Origin of the sequence: Methyloversatilis sp. MC4-4 (assembly GCF_049843555.1) — a bacterium.
Taxonomy (GTDB): Bacteria; Pseudomonadota; Gammaproteobacteria; order Burkholderiales; family Rhodocyclaceae; genus Methyloversatilis; species Methyloversatilis discipulorum_B.
This window is the reverse complement of record NZ_JBBHZK010000004.1, coordinates 326,567-346,090: the sequence shown is the minus strand read 5'-3', so window position 1 is coordinate 346,090 and position 19,524 is coordinate 326,567. Positions and strand designations below refer to the sequence as shown.

The following is a 19,524-nucleotide window of genomic DNA, read 5'->3' as shown; positions in this document are numbered from 1 at the left end:
CGACTCAGAGCCTCAGTTCGACCTTGACCATTTCGGTCTGGTCGCCGGCGATGCGTAGCGGCCGCGGCGGAATGTCGGGCATGCCGAGGCGACGCGGATGCCACAGCTGAAGCTGATAGTCGCCGGTCGGCACGTCGGCGATGCGGGCCACGCCGTCGGTTTGCGAAATCGCCGACCAGGGCGTATCGACCACGACGACGTAAGCCGCCATCTTGTCGTGGATGTTGCAGCCCAGCACGACGACGCCCGGTTTGTCGAAAACCACCGGCTTTTCAGGCTTACCGGCGTAGAGCTTCAGCTCGAACACCTTGGCCGCCGAGAAGGAATAGACGTGATGGCGCACCGTGTCGTTGTTCGGAAACTCGATCGCGGTGCCGGTCTGCACGACGCTGATCGCCGGCAGGAAGGTCTTGTTGCGCTGCTCGATCTGCGCCGGTCTGGCGGCAGGCAGGCCGGCGCGCGACACCGGAACCAGCGACACGACGACGCTGTCCAGCGCATTGCCCGATCCGTCGCCGGCCTTGATCGTGACCGTGGCGGCCCGTGCAGGCAGGACGGCGCTCGCCAGGACGACGGCGACGAACAGGGCACGACGGAAATGATGAAACACGATGACGGCGCAGGGCACGGCGGTTCGCTCTGATCGTTGACTGCCTAATTAACGGACATCGCCCCGGTCCCTTGAGGCGGGCATCTCATCCGACCGGGCGAGACGGACGAGACAGCTGTCTCAGGACCGGGCCTGAGCAGCCGTCATCAGGCCGGTGCACCATGCGGATCGCACCGTCGCGGCGCCCCGCACTCGAACAACGACATACGGATCCTCACGATGAAACATGCTTTCGCTTTTCCCGCCGCCGCGATCGGCGTCACCCTGCTCGCCACCGGCTGCGCCGGTCTGTCCGATGCCGGCGGCACGCCGCGCAAGGAAATCGTCCGCGCGGTCACGCAGTCGCACCATCTGGTCAGCTTCAATGCGGGGCAGCCCGGCCGGCTGCTGTCGGACGTCGCACTGAAGGGTCTGCCGGCAGGCGAAACGGTGCTCGGCATCGACTACCGCGTCGCCCGCGGCGAGCTGTATGCGCTTGGCAGCAGCGGTCGCGTGTTCCGGGTCGATACCGCGAGCGGCCAGCTGACGCCAGTGGGCAACGAGACATTCGCGCAGCCGCTGAACGGCCGCCAGTTCGGCTTCGACTTCAACCCGGCGGCCGACCGCATCCGCATCGTGTCCGACACACGGCAGAACCTGCGCGCCCACCCGGACACCGGCGCCCTGGTCGACGCCTCGCCCGATGCGCCGGGCCTGCAGACGGACGGCACGCTGCACTACGCCGCCGGCGACGCGAACGAGAAGGCGGCACCGCGGGTGGTCGCTGCCGGCTACACCTACAACAAGGACAACGAGAAGCTCACCACCAACTACGCGATCGACGCCGCCACCGGCGCCCTGGTGCGCCAGGGTTCGATCGAGGGCGAGCAGCCGGTGGTGTCGCCCAATCTGGGCAAGCTCTATACGGTGGGTTCGCTCGGCGTCGCCGGGGTGACCGACGCCCACTTCGACATCGCCGACCTGAACAACGCCGCTTTCGCCGTACTCGGCACGGCGAAGGAGGCCGCCGCGCAGTTCTACGAAATCGACCTGAAGACCGGCAAGGCGACACGCATCGGCAAGGTGGGTACCGGCGAAGCGCTGCGCGGCATCGCCATCGAGCCCTGACGCATTCTGCTCACCCGCGGCACCCTCATTCGTCGGCAAACTCGCAGTGGCCGGGCCCCAGCTCGGCCGCCTGCGTTGCCGCACGACGGGCCGCCGCGAACATCGATTCGGCACCGATGTAGCGCGCATCGGCGATGGCGATACCCACCGCGACCGGCACCGAAATGTCGCGCCCGCCGACGTTGAGCGGCGCCGACAGTTCCTGCACCAGCCGGCTGGCGAGTTGCGACACGGCCGGTATCACTTCGTTCGAGCCGGACAGCGCGCGGGCTGCCTCACCGGCGCGGAAATCGGTCAGCAGCACGGCGAACTGGTAGTTGTCGAGATAGGTGATTGCCGCCCCCGGGTAATTCACCGGGCGGAAGCGGCGCGCCACCGTGGCCAGTATCTGTTCCGCCGCCTCGGCGCTGCTGCTCATCACCGGCTCGGCCAGGCCGCTGGCGTCCACCCACAGCAGCGCGAAGGGGAGCTCGTTCACCTGTGACTGATGCAGCGTCCACGCCAGCAGCGCGTCGAAGATGGCGCGACTGGTCATGCCTGTGCGCGCCTCGAACCACATGCGCCGGCGCGCCTTCTCCTCCGCACCGCGGCGCTCACTGACGTCGGTGATGAAACCTTCGATCGCCAGCAGTTCGCCCTGCGACGAGAACACGCCGCGGCCCTGCTCCCACACCCAGATGTAGTTGCCGCTGACGTCGGCGATGCGGTAGGAAATCTGGTAGGGCTTGTGCTGCGCCAGATTGGCCTGCACCTGCGCCCACAGGAATTCGCGGTCCTCCGGGTGCACCAGGCTGCCGAAGGCCACGCGGTGGTTGTCTACCAGTTCCCAAGGTTCGTAGCCGATCAGGTCCACGCTGCCGTCGCTGACGAATTCCATCGTCCAGTCCGGATCATTGCGGCCGCGATACACCATGCCCGGCACGTTGGCGAGCAGCGTGTTCAGGTAGCGCCGGCTCGAACCCAGGTCTTCGCCGCGCCGGCGCCGCGTCACTTCGGTCATGGTGCCGACGACACCGAGCAGATCGCCGTCCGGCAGCGTGCAGGTCTGCGCGCGCAACATGACCCAGAACACGGTGCCGCTGCCATTCACCATGCGCACTTCGGTGTTCAGGTGATCGAGCTGCCCGCCGGCGACCGACAGCATGCCGCGGTCGACCGCGTCGCGATCTTCGGGATGGATGGCTACCGAAAGCAGCCGGCCCCGGCTGTCGGCCATGCTGCGGCCGGTGAGCCGCTCCCACGCGCGGTTCACGTAGGCGATGCGCCCCTCGGCGTCGGTCTTGAACAGCACCAGATCGAGCTGGTCGAGTACCAGCGACATCGAGTTCTCGACACCGTCGCGCACGGGTACGGCCGCGGCATCCGGGCTGAACTGGATCAGCAGGCTGCCGGGCACCGACGACAGCGGCGAAATGCTGGCGTGCATCTTGATCGCCCCCCCGTCGGAGCGCACCAGCCGCAGCACGCCCTCGGCGTCCGACGCGTCCTCGCCGCCGGCGATCGCCATCAGAGTCGCGAAGCGCGCGTGGTCGACCGGGTGCAGCAGGTTGGTGAAGGGCAGGCCGACCACTTGATCGCCGCGTCCGCGGTAGTTCAGCAGCGAGAGGAAGGCCTGGTTCGCAAAAGTGATCTGCTGCCCCTGAATCGTGACCGAGGGCGATGAAATGTTGTGGCACAGTTGACCCGCCCACTCCATCTGCTGCGCACTGGCCTCGGGCGGATGCGGGCGACCGACATACCAGGGCAGCCGGCGCGCCAGGCCGAGCATGGTGAGCCCGGCCAGCACGACGGCACCCGGCAGCGCATAGGCCGTCGCAGAGCCGTACCACGAACCGACCACTGCAGCGAACAGCAGCGCCAGTATCCAGGCTGAAAACACGTACAAAGTCATGGTGATCCGTTCTTTCTTCGGCCCCAGCGGGCGCTATCCCCTATATACCGGATTGGTCGCCACTCTGGCGGGCTGCGCGGTCGCCGCCGTGCTCAGCATCTGGGGCAGCGTCGAGATCGAACGCCAGTTCGAACAGGTGTTCGGCACGCTGGTCGACCTCTGTGCGCACAGCGCCGGCGACCGCGACTCGGCCGTCTGCGCCGCCTTCGCCAGCGTCGAACGCACACTGCTCGAACGCGTCGCCGTGATGCTGCTGCTGCAGGGGCTGTGCTTCGCCGTCATCGTCGCCGGCACCCTGCTGATCGCGCAACGCGCGCACCGTGTGCTGGTGCGGCGGACCGAATCGGCGCTGTCGCTGATGCCGGACAGCGCCCGCACGCGCGGCCGTGACGAGGTCGAACGCCTGGTCGACAGCCTGGCCGAACTGACGGCGCGCCAGGCGGGCTTCGAAGCCGAAGGCCGCTGGCGCCAGCAGGTCAGCGGCGAACAGCTGCGCCGCAAGAGCCAGGCCCTGCAGACGCTGCATCAGGTGGCGCGCATGTTCACCGACGGCGACGTGTCGGAATTCAGCCTGCGTAACGGTCTCGCCCTGCTCGAAACCTCGCTCGGCGCGCAAACCGCCGCGCTCTGCCTGAACACACCGGCACACAAGGCGCTGGGCACCGGGCCGCTGCTGTGCACCCGCGGCGAACCGGCCATCGTGCGCCAGCTCGGCGCCGAACAGAGCGCGCGCGAAGTCAGCGCACGCGTGGTACCGCCCTCGGGCGACTGCACCGCGCATTCGCTGGTGGTACCGGTGTGTCGCGGCGACGTGTCGGTCGGCACGCTGGTGATCGAATTCCCCGAAGTCGCGCGCGTCGACGACCCGCAGGTCAATCTCGCCGAAAGTTTCGCCCACCTCGCCGCGCTGGCCATTTCCAGCATCAGTCGCAGCCAGGAGGAAAGACGGGTGGCGCTGATGGAAGAGCGCAGCGCCATCGCTGGCGAACTGCACGACTCGCTGGCGCAGTCGCTGGCCTATATGAAGATCCAGGTGGCGCGGCTGCAGCGCGGACTGGACCGCGAAAAGCATCCGACCGACGTCGCGCAGGCGGCGCGCGAACTGCGCGAAGGCCTGTCCGCCGCCTACCGCGAAGTGCGTGAGCTGATCGCCGCCTTCCGCGTGCGCATGGGCCCCGGTGGCCTGCTGTCGACGGTACAGGACGCGGTCGACGACTTCGCCCAGCGCAGCGGTCTGGACATCAGCTTCGTGCACGACCTCGGTCGCTGCCACCTCGAAGTGAACGAGGAATTCCACGTGATGCAGGTGATCCGCGAAGCGCTGTCGAACACCGTGCGCCACGCGCGCGCCTATCATGTGTGGGTGAGCATGCATTACGGCCCCGAACACCTGCTGAACGTGGTCGTCGACGACGACGGTCGCGGCCTCACCAACCCGTACGCCGAAAGCAACCACTACGGCCTGAGCATCATGCGCGAACGCGCGCGCTCGCTCGGCGGCGAAGTGTCGGTCGTGCACCGCCCGGGCGGCGGCACCCGCGTGCAGCTCACCTTCGCACCGCAGAAACTGCCGGTCGGCCAACTAGACGAAAGTACCGCATGAGCATCCGCATCCTGCTGATCGACGACCATCCGCTGTTCCGCAAGGGCGTGGCCCAGCTGGTGCGCGCCGACGACGAGCTCGAACTGGCGGGCGAGGTCAGCGACGGCGCCAGCGGCATCGCGCTGGCCGCCGAACTCGACCCCGACCTCATCCTGATCGACCTCAACATGAAGTCGATGAACGGCATCGAAACGCTGCGCCAGCTGAAGACCTCCGGCGTGCGTGCGCGCTGCGTCATGCTCACCGTGTCGGACGACGAGCGCGACGTGCTCGACGCGATGAAGGCGGGCGCCGACGGCTATCTGCTGAAGGACATGGAACCGGAAGAACTGTGCGCCCGCATCAAGCAGTCGGTCGGTGGCAACGTGGTGCTCGACGCCAGCGTCGCCGGCCTGCTGGCGCACGCGCTGAACGCACCGCCGGCCGCCTCGCACAGCGATCTGACCGAACGCGAACGGGAAATCCTCGGCCTGCTGGCCGACGGCCGCAGCAACAAGGAAATCGCGCGCGAACTGGGCATTTCCGACGCCACGGTGAAGGTGCACATCAAGCATCTGCTGCGCAAGCTGAACATGAAGAGCCGGCTCGAAGCGGCGGTGTGGGCACTGCAGAACCCGCAGTTCAGACAGATGATGGCAGGCTGAAAAAGACAGCGCGCAGCCGTCCGGGAAGCTGAATGCCGCGCGCTGTACAACGGTGCCTGCAAGGCACCAACGAGGTCGGTCAGAAGGTACGCTTCACGTAGAGCAGCCACTTGCTGTCGCCGGTGTCCTTGCAGCGGATGCCGTTGTCGCAGATCGTGTAGAAGTTCTTGTCCGCATTGGTGTCGACATACGCCACCGCCGCCTGCCAGCCCCCTTCGAAGTTCTTCGTCACGCCCACCTTCCAGTCGGTGAAGTCGTAGTCGTCGTAGTTCTTCACCTTCTGGTGACCGACGTGAACGTTGGCGATCCACGACGGCATGAACTCGTAGTTCGCGTTCAGCTCGATGTAGTCCGATCCGTCCGAATCCGCTCCGAAGGCCTTCTTGCTGAAACCGAAGTAGTCGGTCACCGCGTACGAGTACTTCAGCTGGATGAACTTCCACGTCACCGCTGCGTTCAGTTCCAGCGTGTTCAGGCTTTCGGTGCCGCCGCCGACCAGGTCGTACTTGCCGCCCGGAAAGATGAACTGCAGGAAGCCCACGTCGAAGGTGAAGTCGCCCACCGTCTTCGCGTAACCACCGCACACGTCGATCTCGCCGGTCGCGTTCGACAGCGCCAGGTCGCTCACATTGGTGCCCCAGATGCCCAGGTAGGCGCCACTCTCGTGGGCAACGTCGAAACCGCCCTGCACCGCCGGATTCTCCTGCGTGTAGCTGATGCCGCGGAAGATGTACTGCGAGAACAGGCCCACGTTCGCGCTGATCGTGTAGGCCGGTGCGGCGGCTTCCTCGGCAAGTGACGACAGCGGCAGCAAACAGGTCAGTATCGCGGGCAGCAGCCCCTTCATCCGTGTTCTTCTCATGTTGAAACGTCTCCTCTTGCGGTGGGTGAAACGCCGGATCAGTGCCCGGCGCGGGTAATCAGGGACTGCGCCTGCAGCCAGCGCAGCGCACGCGCCACCGCGTCGGCCGATGCGTGCAGGTGCTGGCCGATGTCGCTCGGTGCCGTTTGTGGCCCACCCTGCAGCAGTTCGTCGAGCCGGCCGAGGTCTATGCCGTCGATGAAGCGCACACCGCGCGGATGCTCGGCACTGACGACGACGCGGCGCTCGACGATGAAGCCGTCCTCGACCACCGGTCGCGTCGCGAACGCCGCCGCGGCGACCGGGGCGAGCGCCAATGACGACGCAACGGGTGGCGAGGTCACCTGCCGCCAGAAGGGCTCATCGGCCCAGTGCATCTCGGCCGCGTAGTGCTGCCGCGCCGCCTCGACGCGCGATGCGAACACCGTTTCGATGCGTTCGCGCAGGTAGCGCTGCGCCAGCGCCTTCTGCGCCGGCCGCCGCAGCAGCGTGTTGACGACGGGCACCGCGGCAATGGCGCCGGACGCCGCTTCGAACATGCCGTGACCGGACAGCGGATCGCAGGTATAGGCGGCATCGCCGACGCGCAGATAGCCGTCGCCGACGGCGCCGCCACGCAGCGCCGCCTGTATGCCACGCGCCCGCGTCGCACCGGCCGGTTTCAACTGCATGCCGAAACGTCGTGGCAGGCGCGTGAGTTGCGCCAGCGCTGCCGCGTGCGCCAGATCGAGGTCGCCGCCGACGGCCGCCACGCTGGCCGGCTGCACGACCACCTGGATGTGCGCACGGCCCTGCGGATCGACGCCGCCCCAGGCCCAGCCGGAGGGAAAGGATTCGATGAAGGTAGTGCGCGGCTGCGGCCGCGCACCGTCGAAGGTGCGGCCCAGCGACACCAGCGTCGGGCCGGCATGGCGATCGGGTGCCATCTTCGGCGCGGTGTGACCGCGGCACTCGGCGAGCAGTGCGGCGTCGGTGCGCTGCAGGCAGCCGTCGGCGTCCTCCCAGCGCACGCACCAGCCGCCGTCCTCACGCCGTTCCAGTTCGCGCACCAGCCCGTCACGGAGGTCGACGCCCGCCGCGCGCACGTCACGCAGCAGTGCTTCGTCGAAGGCGACGCGGTCGACGACGAACTCGCCGTTCATCTCGACCTCCTGCGCGTTCCAGCTCGACACGCGATGCCAGCGCGGGCCGAGCAAGGCCAGCGCCTCGTGACAGCCGAGCTGCTTCAGCGCCTCGACCACACGCTGCGACAGACCCTCGACCGCAGCTGCCGTGCGCGGACGCCCGATCACCTGCGCCGATATGTCGTGCCGCGCCAGCGCGATCGCCAGCAGGCTGGCGGCCGGTCCGGCGCCCAGGATGACCAGCGGATTCATCGTTGCACCTCCCTGTGCACGGGTTGCGGGCGCAGTGCGAGCCACAGCGCGCCCAGCGAAGTCAGCGTCAGACCGATCCACAGCAGCGAGGCGAAAGGCAGCACGCGCAGCACGACCACGGCCTGTGCGGCCTGCGGCCCGCCCTCGAGCGCCGCCACCGCGGACGAGGTGGCGACCCACAGCTGCAGGTCGCGCGCCCAGCCGCGGTCGATGAAGGGATGCAGCACATAGCCGGGGTGGTCGGCGTAGCGCGCGTAGCGGTAGTCGAGGATTTCGCAGATCTGGCGCACCGGCCCCGCGTAGCCGGCGATCGCGCTGCGCGCGTCGCGGTACAGCGTCTGCCCCTGCAGCACGCCGTGCTCCGGCGTCGCAATCTCGATCTGCGCCAGCGCGCGGAAGCTGCCGCCGCCCTGCGTGCGACCGCCGTCGGGCGCGCGATCCACGTCGAGTCCGGTAACGCGTACGGCATAGCCCTGGTGCCCGCGCTGCCAGTCACCGTCGATATCGACCAGGTGCTGCGAATAGCCATTCAGCGCCGTCGCCAGCAGCCCGCCCCACAGCGCGACCACCGCCCCAAGGTGCAGCAGGCCGAGCGGCAGCAGATAGCCGGCGGTGCGCCGGTTGCGCCAGGCGCCGTGCAGGCTCCAGGCCGCGCAACCGAGCGCCAGATAGGCGCCGCCGATCAGGGCTGCATCGATGCGCGGCAACACGGTGACGATCTGCTGCGACAGCACGCCACTGCCGGCGTAATGACCGGCCAGCAGGCCGCCCTGCGCGAACACCGCGACGCACGCCAGCGCCGCGACGGTCAGCGTGATCCAGCCCAGTCGCGCCGACAGCCGGCGCGCGAAGAACCAGCCGCCGATCAACCCTGCCGCAACCATGGGCAGCAGCAGCAGGCGCGCCAGCCCGTAGCCATCGACGTCCCACTGCGCGAAGGCCGCGCGCAGCGCCGGCAGTTCGGAGCCGCGTGCCCAGTTGCGCAGCGTTTCGAAGAAGGGCTTCAGGTCGTCCGGCCGCGGCAGGGCCTGTGCGCTGGCGTAGAAGGCCCAGGCGAGATGCGCCACTGCGGCCAGGCCGATGAACACGAAAATGAGCTGCGTCGCGCGCAAGCCCCAGGCGGCGAGGTTCAGGCGTTTCGCATTCGGCAGGGGCCGCACCGCGCGCAGTCCGTGCAGCCACGCGGCCAGTCCGGCCAGCGACAGCAGGACAGCCAGCGTCATGTGGGCCGCCCAGGTCGACGCGCCGACGTAGCGGTGCGAACTGGCGAGCACCTCGTTGCGCGTGACGCCCATCGCGACCGCGGTCAGCACCGCCGCCGCCAGTGCGGCGAAAGGCACCCAGCGCCACATCGTGCGCCCGGGCCGCCAGCCGCCGGCACCGTGCAGATGGGCGGCGAGCAGGCACCACACGGCGAACACCGCGGTCTGCACCGGGTCCCAGTGCCACACCTGGCCGTACATCGCGTCTTCGAAGGCCCACACCATGCCGAAGCCGATGCCGGCGGTGAGCAGCGCCCAGGCCCGTCGTGCGTGCGTCAATGCACTGCCCGGCCAGCGCGTCTCCTGCCCGCCGAGCGCAGCCAGCGCGGGTGCGGCGAGCGACAGCGTCCACGCGTAAGCGGCGAGGATGAGCGGCGCGTGCACCAGCATCCATATCTTCATCAGGTGCGCGTTCATGCCCTGTGACGCTGACTTCTGCAGCCAGTCGACCGGGGTCGCCGCGAACGGACCAAGCCAGGCGGCGGTCAGCGCATACCAGGCCGCCAGCAGCGCCGCGACGTCGATGCGCTGGCGGCGCTGCGCTGCCCCACGCGCGGCCAATGTGCTCAGGAAGGCGGCCAGCAGCAGCGTCGTACCTTCGTCGCCACCCCACAGATTGGCCAGCTTCAGATGCAGCGGCAGTTCTGCGCCGCTGTAGATCCACACGTAGCGCAGGTCGAAGCGGTCGCCGACCAGCAGCACGGCGAGCGCAATCAGCGCGCCCCACAGCAGACCGGCCGCGACACGCAGCAGCGCGGCGCGCCGGGCGGGCGCCACGCCGCTCCACAGTGCGGCGGCACCCGCGGCTGCAAGCAGCGCATTGCCAACCGCCGGCAGCGCCGTACAGACAAACGCCGCCAGCAGCACTGCGCTCCACAGCAGACGATCACGCATGACGGCGCTCCGGTCCGACATGGATTGCCGCGCCTTGCAGCCGCTCGCGCAGATCGCTCGGCTCGACGCCCTGCGCGAGCAGCGCGGCGATCAGCCCGCTCATCCGCGCGGTGGCGATGCTGGCGCCGCCGCCGCGTTCCGGATGACCGGGTTCGATCAGCGCGTGCGTGCCGAAGTCGGCTGCCGCGGTCGCCAGCCACGACAGCTCGCCCGGCGCGCAGCGCGCATCGCCGGTGACCGCGATGCAGTGCGCGAACGCGGCGGGATACACCGGCGCACCGCGCGCCGGCGCCGAGGCGACCAGCACGATGCCGGCTTCAGCGGCGTCGCGGCAGGCCAGTGCGAGCCGCGGGCTTGCCGTCGCCATGCCGAAGCTCATGTTGATCAGGTGCACGCCCTGCCCGATCAGCCAGTACAGGCCGTCGAGCACTGCATCGACCGTCGTTTCACGGCTGCGGTCGAACACCTGCGCCACCGCCAGCCGCGCCTGCGGTGCATGCGCGAGCACGCAGCGCGCGATCTGGCTGCCGTGGCCGCGCGCATCGGCGTCCAGCGGCGCGCTGCCCGACACGGCGTCCACCGCGTGACCGAAGCTGCGGTCCAGCGCGCCGTCGAGCAGACCCACGCGTACGAAAGCGGTCATGCGGCGGCCTGCGGAAAATCGATGACGCGGTCGAAGGCGAACTGCGACAGGTCGCGGTGACTGACCACGATGCGCGTCGCCCGCGGCAGCAGCGCGTCGATCGCCGCCAGCGTGCGCAGTTCGAGCGCGCCGTCGAGCGAGGACGTGCCTTCGTCGATCACCAGCAGTGTCGGTGACATCAGCAGCGCACGCGCCAGCGCGACCCGCTGCCGCTCACCGCCGGACAGCGATGCGCCGCGCGGGCCGACCATGGCGTCCAGCCCCTCGGGCAGTCGCGACAGGAAGTCGCTCACGCCGGCCGCCTGCGCCGCCCGCTCGACCTCGTTGCGACTCGCGTCGGGCCGGCCGTAGCGGATGTTGTCGCACAGCGAGCCGGTGAACAGCACCGCCTCCTGCGACACCACGACGACGTGCCGGCGCAGCGTTGCGCGGTCGATGAGCTGCAGATTCACACCGCCGATGGACATCCAGCCGGCCGACGGTTCGAAGTGGCGATGCAGCAGATCGATGAAGGTGGATTTGCCGCTGCCTGAATCGCCGCGCAGCCAGACGCGGGCACCAGCGGGGATGGTCAGGTTCAGTCCGCTGAACGCCGGGCGCGCCGCACCCGGATAGCTGAAGGCGAGGTCGCGCACCACCAGGTCGCCGGTCGGCAGAACGTCTGCCGGCAGCGGCGCCGCATCGTCCGGCACATCGAGCGCGCGCAGTTCATCGACGCGGTTCAGGCCCACCTTCACCCGCTGCCACTGCAGGTAGAGCCCCATCAGCGCATGCAGCGGCGCGCTGGCGCGCTGCACGCAGGTGGCGAAGGCGACCAGCGTGCCCAGCGTCAGCGCCTCGCCGGCCAGCATCGACAGGCTGCCGCCGACGAAGATGCCGATCACCGCCAGCGACAGCAGCAGATTGGGAAAAGCGCCGCCCAGATAGCCGAACAGCTGCAGCGACAGCAGGCGCTCGCGCACCGTGCCGTGCAAGACGGCGAGCCGTTCCAGCTCGCGCCGCTCGGCGGCGTGCGTCTGTATGCAGCGCACCGCACCGACCTTCTCGACCAGAAAGCTCGACACCTCGACGCCGGCGTCGCGCGACTGCTGCGACAGCTTTTCGATGCGCGGTCGCACCCAGGACAGCACGATGCTGTTGAGCCCCATCAGCAGTGCGAGGAAGAGTGCGAGCTTGGGACTGAGCAGCCAGAGCAGCACGACGGTGCCGATCAGCGTGAGCACCGAGTTGATGGCCGACAGCACGGCGTCGACGGCGAAGCGCTGCACCTCGCCGAGGTCGCCCTCAAGCCGCGTCAGCAGGTCGCCCTGCCGCATGCGCGCGAAGAAGGCCGGCGACAGCCGCAGCACATGCGCGAACAGCGATTCGCGCATGCGATGGAGGATGCGGGCGGACGCCGCCACGTGGATGCGGCGGCAGGCGAAGCCGACCGCCAGCGCGCACAGCGCCAGCCCCACCATCCAGCCACCACTGGCCAGCACCGCCGCGCGATCGTGCGCGAGGATGCCGTCGTCGATCAGCGCCCGGGTCAGCAGCGGCTGGGCCAGTCCGGCCAGCACGGCGAGCATCGAAAGCAGAAGCACGGCCACCAGCGCCGGCCACTCGGGCCGGATGAAGTCGCCGGCCCAGCGGTAGAGCGCGCCGAGACGACGGTCGCCCTGCCCCGCAGACGCCGCCGCGACCGGCGCGGCGCCCGCTGCGGGCGCATGCAGTGCTTCTGCCCTCATGCCGCTCAGCGCTGGAAGATGCGCAGCGAGGTGAGCACCTGGTCGCCACCGCCCGGCGTGCGGATGTTGCCGATGCGCTTCAGCGTGGCGCTGTCATACACCGCGATGTCGCCCTGGGTGCCGCCGATGTACAGCTCCTTGCCGTCGCTCGACACATTCACGTTGTAATAGGTGTGATCGAGATCGACGCGGTCCATCTTGCCGGTCTTCGTGTTCACCTTGGTGAGCTGGGTATAGACGGTATAGGTTTCGTCGCGGCGCACCGGGTTCACCACGCTGGAAAACAGCACGACGCCGGCGTTCTCGAATTCCTTGAAATGCACCGTGTCCTTTTCCAGATCGAGCGTCCAGATGCCAGCGCGGAGCGCGGACGGGTCACCCTCCGGCTTGTTTCCGTAGGCGACGTAGTACGGCGTGGCGAACACATTGGTCTGTTCCCACTGCGGCCAGATCGCCAGCGTGTCCGGCTCGCCCTGCTCGCCGTTCTTCCAGCTGCGCCACGGGTGCTTGCCCTTGACTGCACCGGTCTGCGGGTCGAGCTTGAGCATGTCCCAGCTGAAGGCGTACAAGGTGTCGCCCTTGGGCGACCAGGCCAGCGTGGACACGCGGCGCGGCACCTTGAGCTTGCGTACCGGCTCGGCGTCGGTGCCGGCGTCGGTGCGGTAGATCGCGATGTAGGGATCGAGCGCCTTGTACTCGCCCGGCAGCAGCTGGGTCGGGTTCACATAGACGGCCAGCTCCTTGCCGTCCGGGCTCAGATCCATCGGAAAGGGCGACTTGCCGCGGATGTCGCCGCCGGACAGTTCGGCGCGGAACACCTCCTTGCCGCTGTCCAGGTCGATGCCGGACACGGTTTCCCAGCGGTTGTGGATGACGTAGGCGGTCTTACCGTCGCGCGAATGCACCAGCGTGATCGGGCTGTTGCCCATCGAGGTGTTCGGAATGGTGTGCGTCTTCACCACCTTGCGTTCCTTCGCGTCCATCACGAACACGAGGTTGGGACGTGCGGCGGTCACCAGATAGTCCTTGGCCGCGAGGGCGGCCGTCGGGAGGGCGGCGAACAGCGCGACGCCGGAGCTGGCGGCCAGTGCGGCCGCCGTGGTCTTGATCTTCATGGTCAGCAGTTCCTCTTGTACGTTCGCGGGCTTACTTCGGGAACACGCTCTGCAGCGCCTTCCAGTCGCGCGCAGCGTCGTCCTTGCCGGTGTTCCAGTCCGGGTAGTTGTGCAGCGTGTCCGGCACCTGGGCCGGCCACCAGCACGGATCGGAACAGCCGTACAGATCGGCTTCCATCGGCTGGCACAGGCCGGCCACGCCGAGGAAGGGATCCAGTTCCCAGCCCGGGTCGAAGGTGGTGGCGCAGCCGGCGACGGCAGCGGTCATCGCGACCACCTTCTCGACCGCCTCGTCGTTCGGGGCGGCTTCGATCTGGTGGGCCTTGCGGTTCAGCGGTTTCAAGCGGTTCATAGTTCAGAGCTCCTGTTCGCGACGTGCTTGTGGAGGAATGCGGGGTTCTTTTCGAGGATTTCGAGGTAGGCCTCGATGCCGAAATCGACCCACTCCCTGAGCAGTTCGCAGTAGTGATAGACCGGCGAATGCGGGTCGCTGAAGTTGGCATAGGACTCGTGGTAGCAGCCGCCCGAGCACAGGTTGCGGATGCGGCAGGTCGAGCAGCCGCGCTCGGAACGGTCGAGCGCGCCTTCGAGGAAGGCACCCAACTCCGCCTTCGCGATGCCGGTGTCGACGTTGCCGAAGGTCGGCAGCTCGGAGCCGGTGAAGCGGTGGCAGAGATTCAGTTCGCCCTTGTGATCGACCGCCAGCAACCCGATGCCGGCACCGCAGGGCAGCGCCTTGCGACGGCCCTCGTACAGATCGGACAGCATCTGGTGCATGTTCGAGAAGCCGATGTTGCGGCCCTCGACGGCCGCCTCGACATACTCGCGGCCCAGCGTCTTCATCGCGTCGAACACCGCGCGCAGTTCGTCACCGACCAGGTTGAAGGTGGTGATCGGATTGCTGGTGACCGGCGCGAAACCCACTTCGGCGAAGCCGAGTTCGTCCTTCAGGTGATGGTGGATGGCCGCCACGTCGGAATAGCCTGCGGTCAGCGTGACCCGCGCACCGACCGCCCGCGCGGTGTAGCGCGACAGCAGCATGCGCGCCTTCTTCGCCACCACCTCGTACGTGCCCTTGCCGCCTATCGTCTTGCGACGCAGGTCATGAACCGCCTGCGGGCCGTCCATGCTGATCGAGATGCCGAAGGAATGCTCGTTGAACCAGTCGGCGATCTCTTCGGTGAGCAGCGTGGCGTTGGTGGTGAGCGAGAAGTCGACCTGCTTGCCCTCCTCGCGGCAACGCTCTTCCGCGTAGGCGGTGACCGCCTTGATCAGCCGCATGTTCGACAGCGGCTCGCCGCCGAAGAACACCACGTTGACGCGGTCGCGCTTCGCACCTTCCTTCAGCAGCAGCTCGATGCTCTTCTTCGCCTTGTCGAAGTCGAGCTTCTCGCCCTTGGACGGCGTCGTCAGATCTTCCTTGTAGCAGTAGGTGCAGCTCAGGTTGCAGCCGGTGTTCACGTTCAGCACGATGGTGCTGAGCGGAAACTCGGTCACGCTGATGCCGGCGCCGCGGTCGGCCACGGCGGGGTCGCCGCGCAGCACGCCCAGCGACTTCAGGTCCTCGATCGCGTCGGCGATCAGCGCAGGCGAGCCGCTGCCCGAGAAGCGCTGCAGCAGCTCCTCGAAGCTCACGGTCGCCTTCGGCCGCACGAAATCGAGCACCTCGGTGGTCACGCCGTCGAGATCGAAGATGCCGGTGCTCGGCACGTGCAGCAGCACGCGCCGGCCCTTCACATCCACGTCGTGGAAGGCGTGCGTATCGACGTAAAGCAGGTTGGCTTCGGACATGGTGGCTGTTCCGGTGACGGCCCGCGCTCAGCGGATCGGGGGATCGTTGAAGCGCTGCACGGTGACGATCAGCGGCGCCGTGGCCTTGACCGTGCGCGTGCCGTCCTTGACCGCGGCGGTCACCTTCAGCTCGCCCGCGTTGTTGGTGCGGTACTTGCGCTGCGGGTTGGGGCCGGCGTCGTTGGTCATGAACAGGCCGGTCTGGTCGATGCGCCCGGCGAACTTGGCGTCCTTCATTTCCGCCGCCACCTTGTTCAGGTTGTCGAAGGACCAGGTCGCGGGCATCGCACCGAGCTGCACGTCGTCGGCCGTACCCGCCTTGCCGTCGGCGCCGACGGTGTAGGCCAGCGCTTCCAGCTGGGCCGGCACCTTGTTCATCGAGCCGCCGTTGCCGCCGACACGGGCCATCGGGTGGTCGGGCGTGATCTTCACGTAGTCGATGCGCTGATAGACCTTGAGCGCGTCGCCGCTGCGCGCATTGCCCACCTTCACCTCGCGCGGGCCGGTCACGGCGTCCTTGGCCGATTCGACCTCGACCACCACGCGCTCGGCGCTGCGCTCGGCCACCGACAGCACCTTTACGCCATTGCCCAGGCTCACGTCGCCATCGAGACCGACGCCGTTGATGACGAGGCGGCCGCGGGTGCCCGCCTTCAGCGCGGCCGGCTGTACCGACAGCACGGTCGGCTGGGCACCGTCCGCACGCACGGCACGCAGCGTGCCGCCGATCGCGTCGTAACCGGACTCGAACCAGCGCCCGGACAGCGCGCGACCGCCATCGGCCAGCGTCATGACCTGGTTGATCTCGCGCTCGCCACTCTTCAGCGTCGCGCGCCATTCGTGACCGGTGTAGACGAGGGCCGATCCGGTCAGCTGTTCGCTCGTGCCATTCTCGTAGCGCACGGTCATGCTGACCGAATAGGCGTCGTTGCCGGTGCGCTTGACCGTGGCCGTGCCTTCGTAGGCGCCGGTGCCCGGCTTGTGGCCGACCAGGCGCCAGCTGCCGCTCGCGTCGGCCGGCTTCTGCGCCTTCCACTTGTTCCAGCTGTCGGACTCGAAACCGTACACCTTGCCCAGTTCGACCGCGGCCTCGCCGGTGGCGATGTCGAACCAATTGCGATCGCGACCGCCGGCCTGGATTTCGATGGCCGGAAACTGACCGACGTGGAAATGCACCAGCTTGCGCCAGTCCGCCTCGGTGCGGCGCTGCACGGCGATGCGGCCGTAGGAATGGCAGCGCGCGCAGGTGTCGCCGATCAGCTTGTTCTCCGGGTGCTCGACCACGCTGGGCGTGCGGTCGACGATGTAGCGGTGCGCCGCCGACTCGTCCGGCGACAGGCCGTAAGCGTCCGACAGGTACTTGACGATGGCGCCGCGCTCGTCGTGGCTCAGCTTTACGCCGTGCGCGAAGCTCATGCGGGCGACCGTCATGTCCCAGCCTTCCGGTGTGCGGCGGCTTTCACTGATGCGGTCCCACTTGCCGTCGCCCTTGGCGGAGTGACAGGACGCGCACTTGGTGTTGACCAGCGCTTCGCCGGCCGGGGCTGCCGCGTAGGCGCCCGCGACGCAAAGCTGGGTGAGCAGGCCGGTGGCAAGCACGAGCGCTCGCTGCGACCTCCTGTTGAGTACTGTTCTGTGCATCGAGTACCTCTTGAGTTGTTGGCCATGAATGCCGCCCGGTGGCGATGCGGCGTCTGTGGATCACGGCGCAGGCGGAGCCCGCCGGCCGTTGATCGACTATAGGAGTGGGGTCGGCGCGGGCGTTATCGCGAACCGGCCAGAGGTTCCGTTCGCACTATCAAGAATCGGCCCGTTCGTCCGGACGCCGGCCGGCGGTGTATTGCCGGGGGATGTGGGCAGGCCTACCATGAGTTTCAGAGGAGTCCGGGCGAGCCGGGCGGGTCCGGTCTGCGCGCCGGAACGCACGCCGATCCGCAGACACAGAGAACGCCGCCATTTTCCGAAGCGTCATCCGTACTGCCAGACAGCATGGGTTGCGCCGATCACGAGCGGCGAAGGGAGTGAGCGTGAATACCGTTGAATCCACCCGCGAGATGCTGTCGCACGAACAGCCGGTCGGTCCCCAGGTGTGCTGTTTCGTCACCGAGGACCCCTGTCAGCACGCGGACAGCCTGCCGCAGTGGTCGCAGGAATACCTGCAGCTGACCAGCGGCGAGTTCCGCGGTCGCATCGTCGAAATGTCGTCCGGTCCGGTGCAGCTGTTCCGGGAGTCGATGGACCAGGTGATCGACGAGAAGGGCCATCCGCGGCCCTCCTCCTACACCTTCGGTGTGCCGATCAACGTGCATCCGGACGGCTACTGGCAGGCGCAGGAGGTGCGCCGCGACAGCCTGCTCACGCTGCTGCCGGGCGAGGAACTTCACTTCCGCACACCGCGGATGTCCGACATCTTCGTCGCGGTGATCGACGCCGACACGCTGGACGGCTACGCCGAATCGGTGCTCGGGCGCGAAGTCGCGAGCGTGGTCGCGCGCACGCAGATGCAGACGCTGCAGTCAGGTGCGGCGATGCGCTACCGGCAGGTGCTGCACGAGGTGATGTGCTGCGTGCAGTCGACGCCCGAGGTGCTGCAGCACGCGGCCTCCTGTCAGGCGGTGTCGGAATCCATCATCAATGCATCGCTCACCGCGCTGCTGTCGATTTCCGAGCGGCCCGAGCGCAGCCGCGGCGGGCACGCCATCCACCGCGCCATCGTCGAACGCGCACGCCAGTACATCCTTGCCAACCGCGACGCGCCACCGTCGGTCAGCGACCTCAGCGTCCATCTGAAGATGAGCCGTCGCGGCCTGCACCATGCCTTCATGAACGTGCTCGGCATCAGCCCGGTCACCTTCCTGCGCTACGTGCGCCTGCACGGCGTACGCAAGGACCTGCTGCATGGCGGCCCGGACATGTCCGTCAGCAGTGCCGCCTGCAAGTGGGGCTTCTGGCACATGGGCATGTTCTCGTCCTACTACAAGGCGTTGTTCGGCGAGTCGCCGTCGTCCACGCTGAAGCGCCCGCCGCAGGTGCGCGCCCAGCCGTGGTCCTCGGGTACCGGGGACTGGCCCTTCCCCGGGCTGTCTGACTGAAAAAAACGGCCGCGACGCGAGGAGAGCGTGCGGCCGTCAAGGATTCCGCCGGAGGCGGAATCCGCGAGGACATTGTCGATACTTCAGAACGTGCGCTTCACGTAGAGCAGCCACTTGCTGTCGCCGGTGTCCTTGCAGCGGATGCCGTTGTCGCAGATCGTGTAGAAGTTCTTGTCCGCAGTGGTGTCGACACACGCCACCGCCGCCTGCCAGCCCCCTTCGAAGTTCTTCGTCACGCCCACCTTCCAGTCGGTGAAGTCGTAGTCGTCGTAGTTCTTCACCTTCTGGTGACCGACGTGAACGTTGGCGATCCACGACGGCATGAACTCGTAGTTCGCGTTCAGCTCGATGTAGTCCGATCCGTCCGAATCCGCTCCGAAGGACTTCTTGCTGAAACCGAAGTAGTCGGTCACTGCGTACGAGTACTTCAGCTGGATGAACTTCCACGTCACCGCCGCGTTCAGTTCCAGCGTGTTCAGGCTTTCGGTGCCGCCACCCACCAGATCGAGCTTGCCACCCGGAAAGATGAACTGCAGGAAGCCCACGTCGAAGGTGAAGTCGCCCACCGTCTTCGCGTAACCACCGTACACGTCGATCTCGCCGGTCGCGTTCGACAGCGCCAGGTCGCTCACATTGGTGCCCCAGATGCCCAGGTAGGCGCCACTCTCGTGGGCAACGTCGAAACCGCCCTGCACCGCCGGATTCTCCTGCGTGTAGCTGATGCCGCGGAAGATGTACTGCGAGAACAGGCCCACGTTGGCGCTGATCGTATAGGCCGGCGCGGCGGCCGTTTCCTGCGCCTGGACGGTGACGGAAGCGGCGAACAGCGCGAGCGCGGCCAGCGGGAGGCGAATGCAGTTCGTTTTCATGATGTCGGATACCTTTCTGAATGTGCCCCGCAGGCGCG

The 19,524-nt window shown here is 67.8% G+C and carries 16 protein-coding genes; 4 read left to right on the top strand and 12 right to left on the bottom strand.

Going from position 1 to position 19,524, the window contains the following annotated elements:
• Positions 1 to 4: 4 nt before the first annotated feature.
• Positions 5 to 610: a methylamine utilization protein gene (locus tag WDZ97_RS17600; RefSeq protein WP_425763616.1), complete on the bottom strand. Its 606-nt coding sequence runs from the start codon at positions 608 to 610 to the stop codon at positions 5 to 7.
• A 219-nt stretch (positions 611 to 829) separates the two neighbouring features.
• Between WDZ97_RS17600 and WDZ97_RS17595 the strand changes: the two genes are divergently transcribed.
• On the top strand, positions 830 to 1,717 hold the full coding sequence (locus tag WDZ97_RS17595; RefSeq protein WP_425763615.1) for a DUF4394 domain-containing protein: 888 nt from the start codon (positions 830 to 832) through the stop codon (positions 1,715 to 1,717).
• 25 nt (positions 1,718 to 1,742) lie between these two features.
• On the opposite strand, the gene WDZ97_RS17590 is transcribed toward WDZ97_RS17595, so the two are convergent.
• Positions 1,743 to 3,608, bottom strand: coding sequence for a sensor domain-containing diguanylate cyclase (locus WDZ97_RS17590; protein WP_425763614.1), 1,866 nt, complete (start codon positions 3,606 to 3,608; stop codon positions 1,743 to 1,745).
• Here WDZ97_RS17590 and WDZ97_RS17585 point away from each other — a divergent pair.
• On the top strand, positions 3,607 to 5,211 hold the full coding sequence (locus WDZ97_RS17585; RefSeq protein WP_425763613.1) for an ATP-binding protein: 1,605 nt from the start codon (positions 3,607 to 3,609) through the stop codon (positions 5,209 to 5,211). The two genes, WDZ97_RS17590 and WDZ97_RS17585, sit on opposite strands and share 2 nt — an antisense overlap.
• Entirely contained in the window at positions 5,208 to 5,855 is a 648-nt protein-coding gene (gene narL, locus WDZ97_RS17580; protein WP_341930715.1) for a two-component system response regulator NarL, read from the top strand. Before WDZ97_RS17585 ends, narL begins: the two co-directional genes overlap by 4 nt.
• A 79-nt stretch (positions 5,856 to 5,934) precedes the next feature.
• On the opposite strand, the gene WDZ97_RS17575 is transcribed toward narL, so the two are convergent.
• From WDZ97_RS17575 to peaA, 9 genes are read right to left on the bottom strand one after another with little or no spacing between them, the layout of a single operon-like run.
• On the bottom strand, positions 5,935 to 6,702 hold the full coding sequence (locus WDZ97_RS17575) for a TorF family putative porin (protein ID WP_425763667.1): 768 nt from the start codon (positions 6,700 to 6,702) through the stop codon (positions 5,935 to 5,937).
• Between the two features lie 53 nt (positions 6,703 to 6,755).
• On the bottom strand, positions 6,756 to 8,093 hold the full coding sequence (gene qhpG, locus WDZ97_RS17570) for a flavin-dependent monooxygenase QhpG (protein ID WP_341422497.1): 1,338 nt from the start codon (positions 8,091 to 8,093) through the stop codon (positions 6,756 to 6,758).
• The gene (gene ccsA, locus WDZ97_RS17565; protein ID WP_425763612.1) at positions 8,090 to 10,249 is read right to left on the bottom strand and encodes a cytochrome c biogenesis protein CcsA; all 2,160 of its coding nucleotides are present in this window, start codon (positions 10,247 to 10,249) and stop codon (positions 8,090 to 8,092) included. Before ccsA ends, qhpG begins: the two co-directional genes overlap by 4 nt.
• Complete coding sequence (qhpE, locus tag WDZ97_RS17560) at positions 10,242 to 10,892, bottom strand: subtilisin-like serine protease QhpE (RefSeq protein ID WP_425763611.1); 651 nt, start codon at positions 10,890 to 10,892, stop codon at positions 10,242 to 10,244. The genes ccsA and qhpE overlap by 8 nt, the downstream gene beginning before the upstream one ends.
• Complete coding sequence (locus WDZ97_RS17555) at positions 10,889 to 12,619, bottom strand: ABC transporter ATP-binding protein (RefSeq protein WP_425763610.1); 1,731 nt, start codon at positions 12,617 to 12,619, stop codon at positions 10,889 to 10,891. The genes qhpE and WDZ97_RS17555 overlap by 4 nt, the downstream gene beginning before the upstream one ends.
• A gap of 5 nt (positions 12,620 to 12,624) precedes the next feature.
• Positions 12,625 to 13,734 (bottom strand): quinohemoprotein amine dehydrogenase subunit beta, encoded by a 1,110-nt coding sequence (peaD, locus tag WDZ97_RS17550; RefSeq protein ID WP_425763609.1) that lies wholly within the window; start codon positions 13,732 to 13,734, stop codon positions 12,625 to 12,627.
• Between the two features lie 31 nt (positions 13,735 to 13,765).
• Positions 13,766 to 14,086: a quinohemoprotein amine dehydrogenase subunit gamma gene (gene qhpC, locus WDZ97_RS17545; RefSeq protein WP_019915608.1), complete on the bottom strand. Its 321-nt coding sequence runs from the start codon at positions 14,084 to 14,086 to the stop codon at positions 13,766 to 13,768.
• Entirely contained in the window at positions 14,083 to 15,525 is a 1,443-nt protein-coding gene (gene peaB, locus WDZ97_RS17540; RefSeq protein ID WP_296808205.1) for a quinohemoprotein amine dehydrogenase maturation protein, read from the bottom strand. Before peaB ends, qhpC begins: the two co-directional genes overlap by 4 nt.
• Before the next feature lie 27 nt (positions 15,526 to 15,552).
• The gene (peaA, locus tag WDZ97_RS17535; RefSeq protein ID WP_425763608.1) at positions 15,553 to 17,166 is read right to left on the bottom strand and encodes a quinohemoprotein amine dehydrogenase subunit alpha; all 1,614 of its coding nucleotides are present in this window, start codon (positions 17,164 to 17,166) and stop codon (positions 15,553 to 15,555) included.
• Between the two features lie 386 nt (positions 17,167 to 17,552).
• Between peaA and WDZ97_RS17530 the strand changes: the two genes are divergently transcribed.
• On the top strand, positions 17,553 to 18,617 hold the full coding sequence (locus WDZ97_RS17530) for a helix-turn-helix domain-containing protein (RefSeq protein WP_232419751.1): 1,065 nt from the start codon (positions 17,553 to 17,555) through the stop codon (positions 18,615 to 18,617).
• 83 nt (positions 18,618 to 18,700) lie between these two features.
• On the opposite strand, the gene WDZ97_RS17525 is transcribed toward WDZ97_RS17530, so the two are convergent.
• Entirely contained in the window at positions 18,701 to 19,486 is a 786-nt protein-coding gene (locus tag WDZ97_RS17525; RefSeq protein ID WP_425763607.1) for a TorF family putative porin, read from the bottom strand.
• Between the last annotated feature and the right edge of the window lie 38 nt (positions 19,487 to 19,524).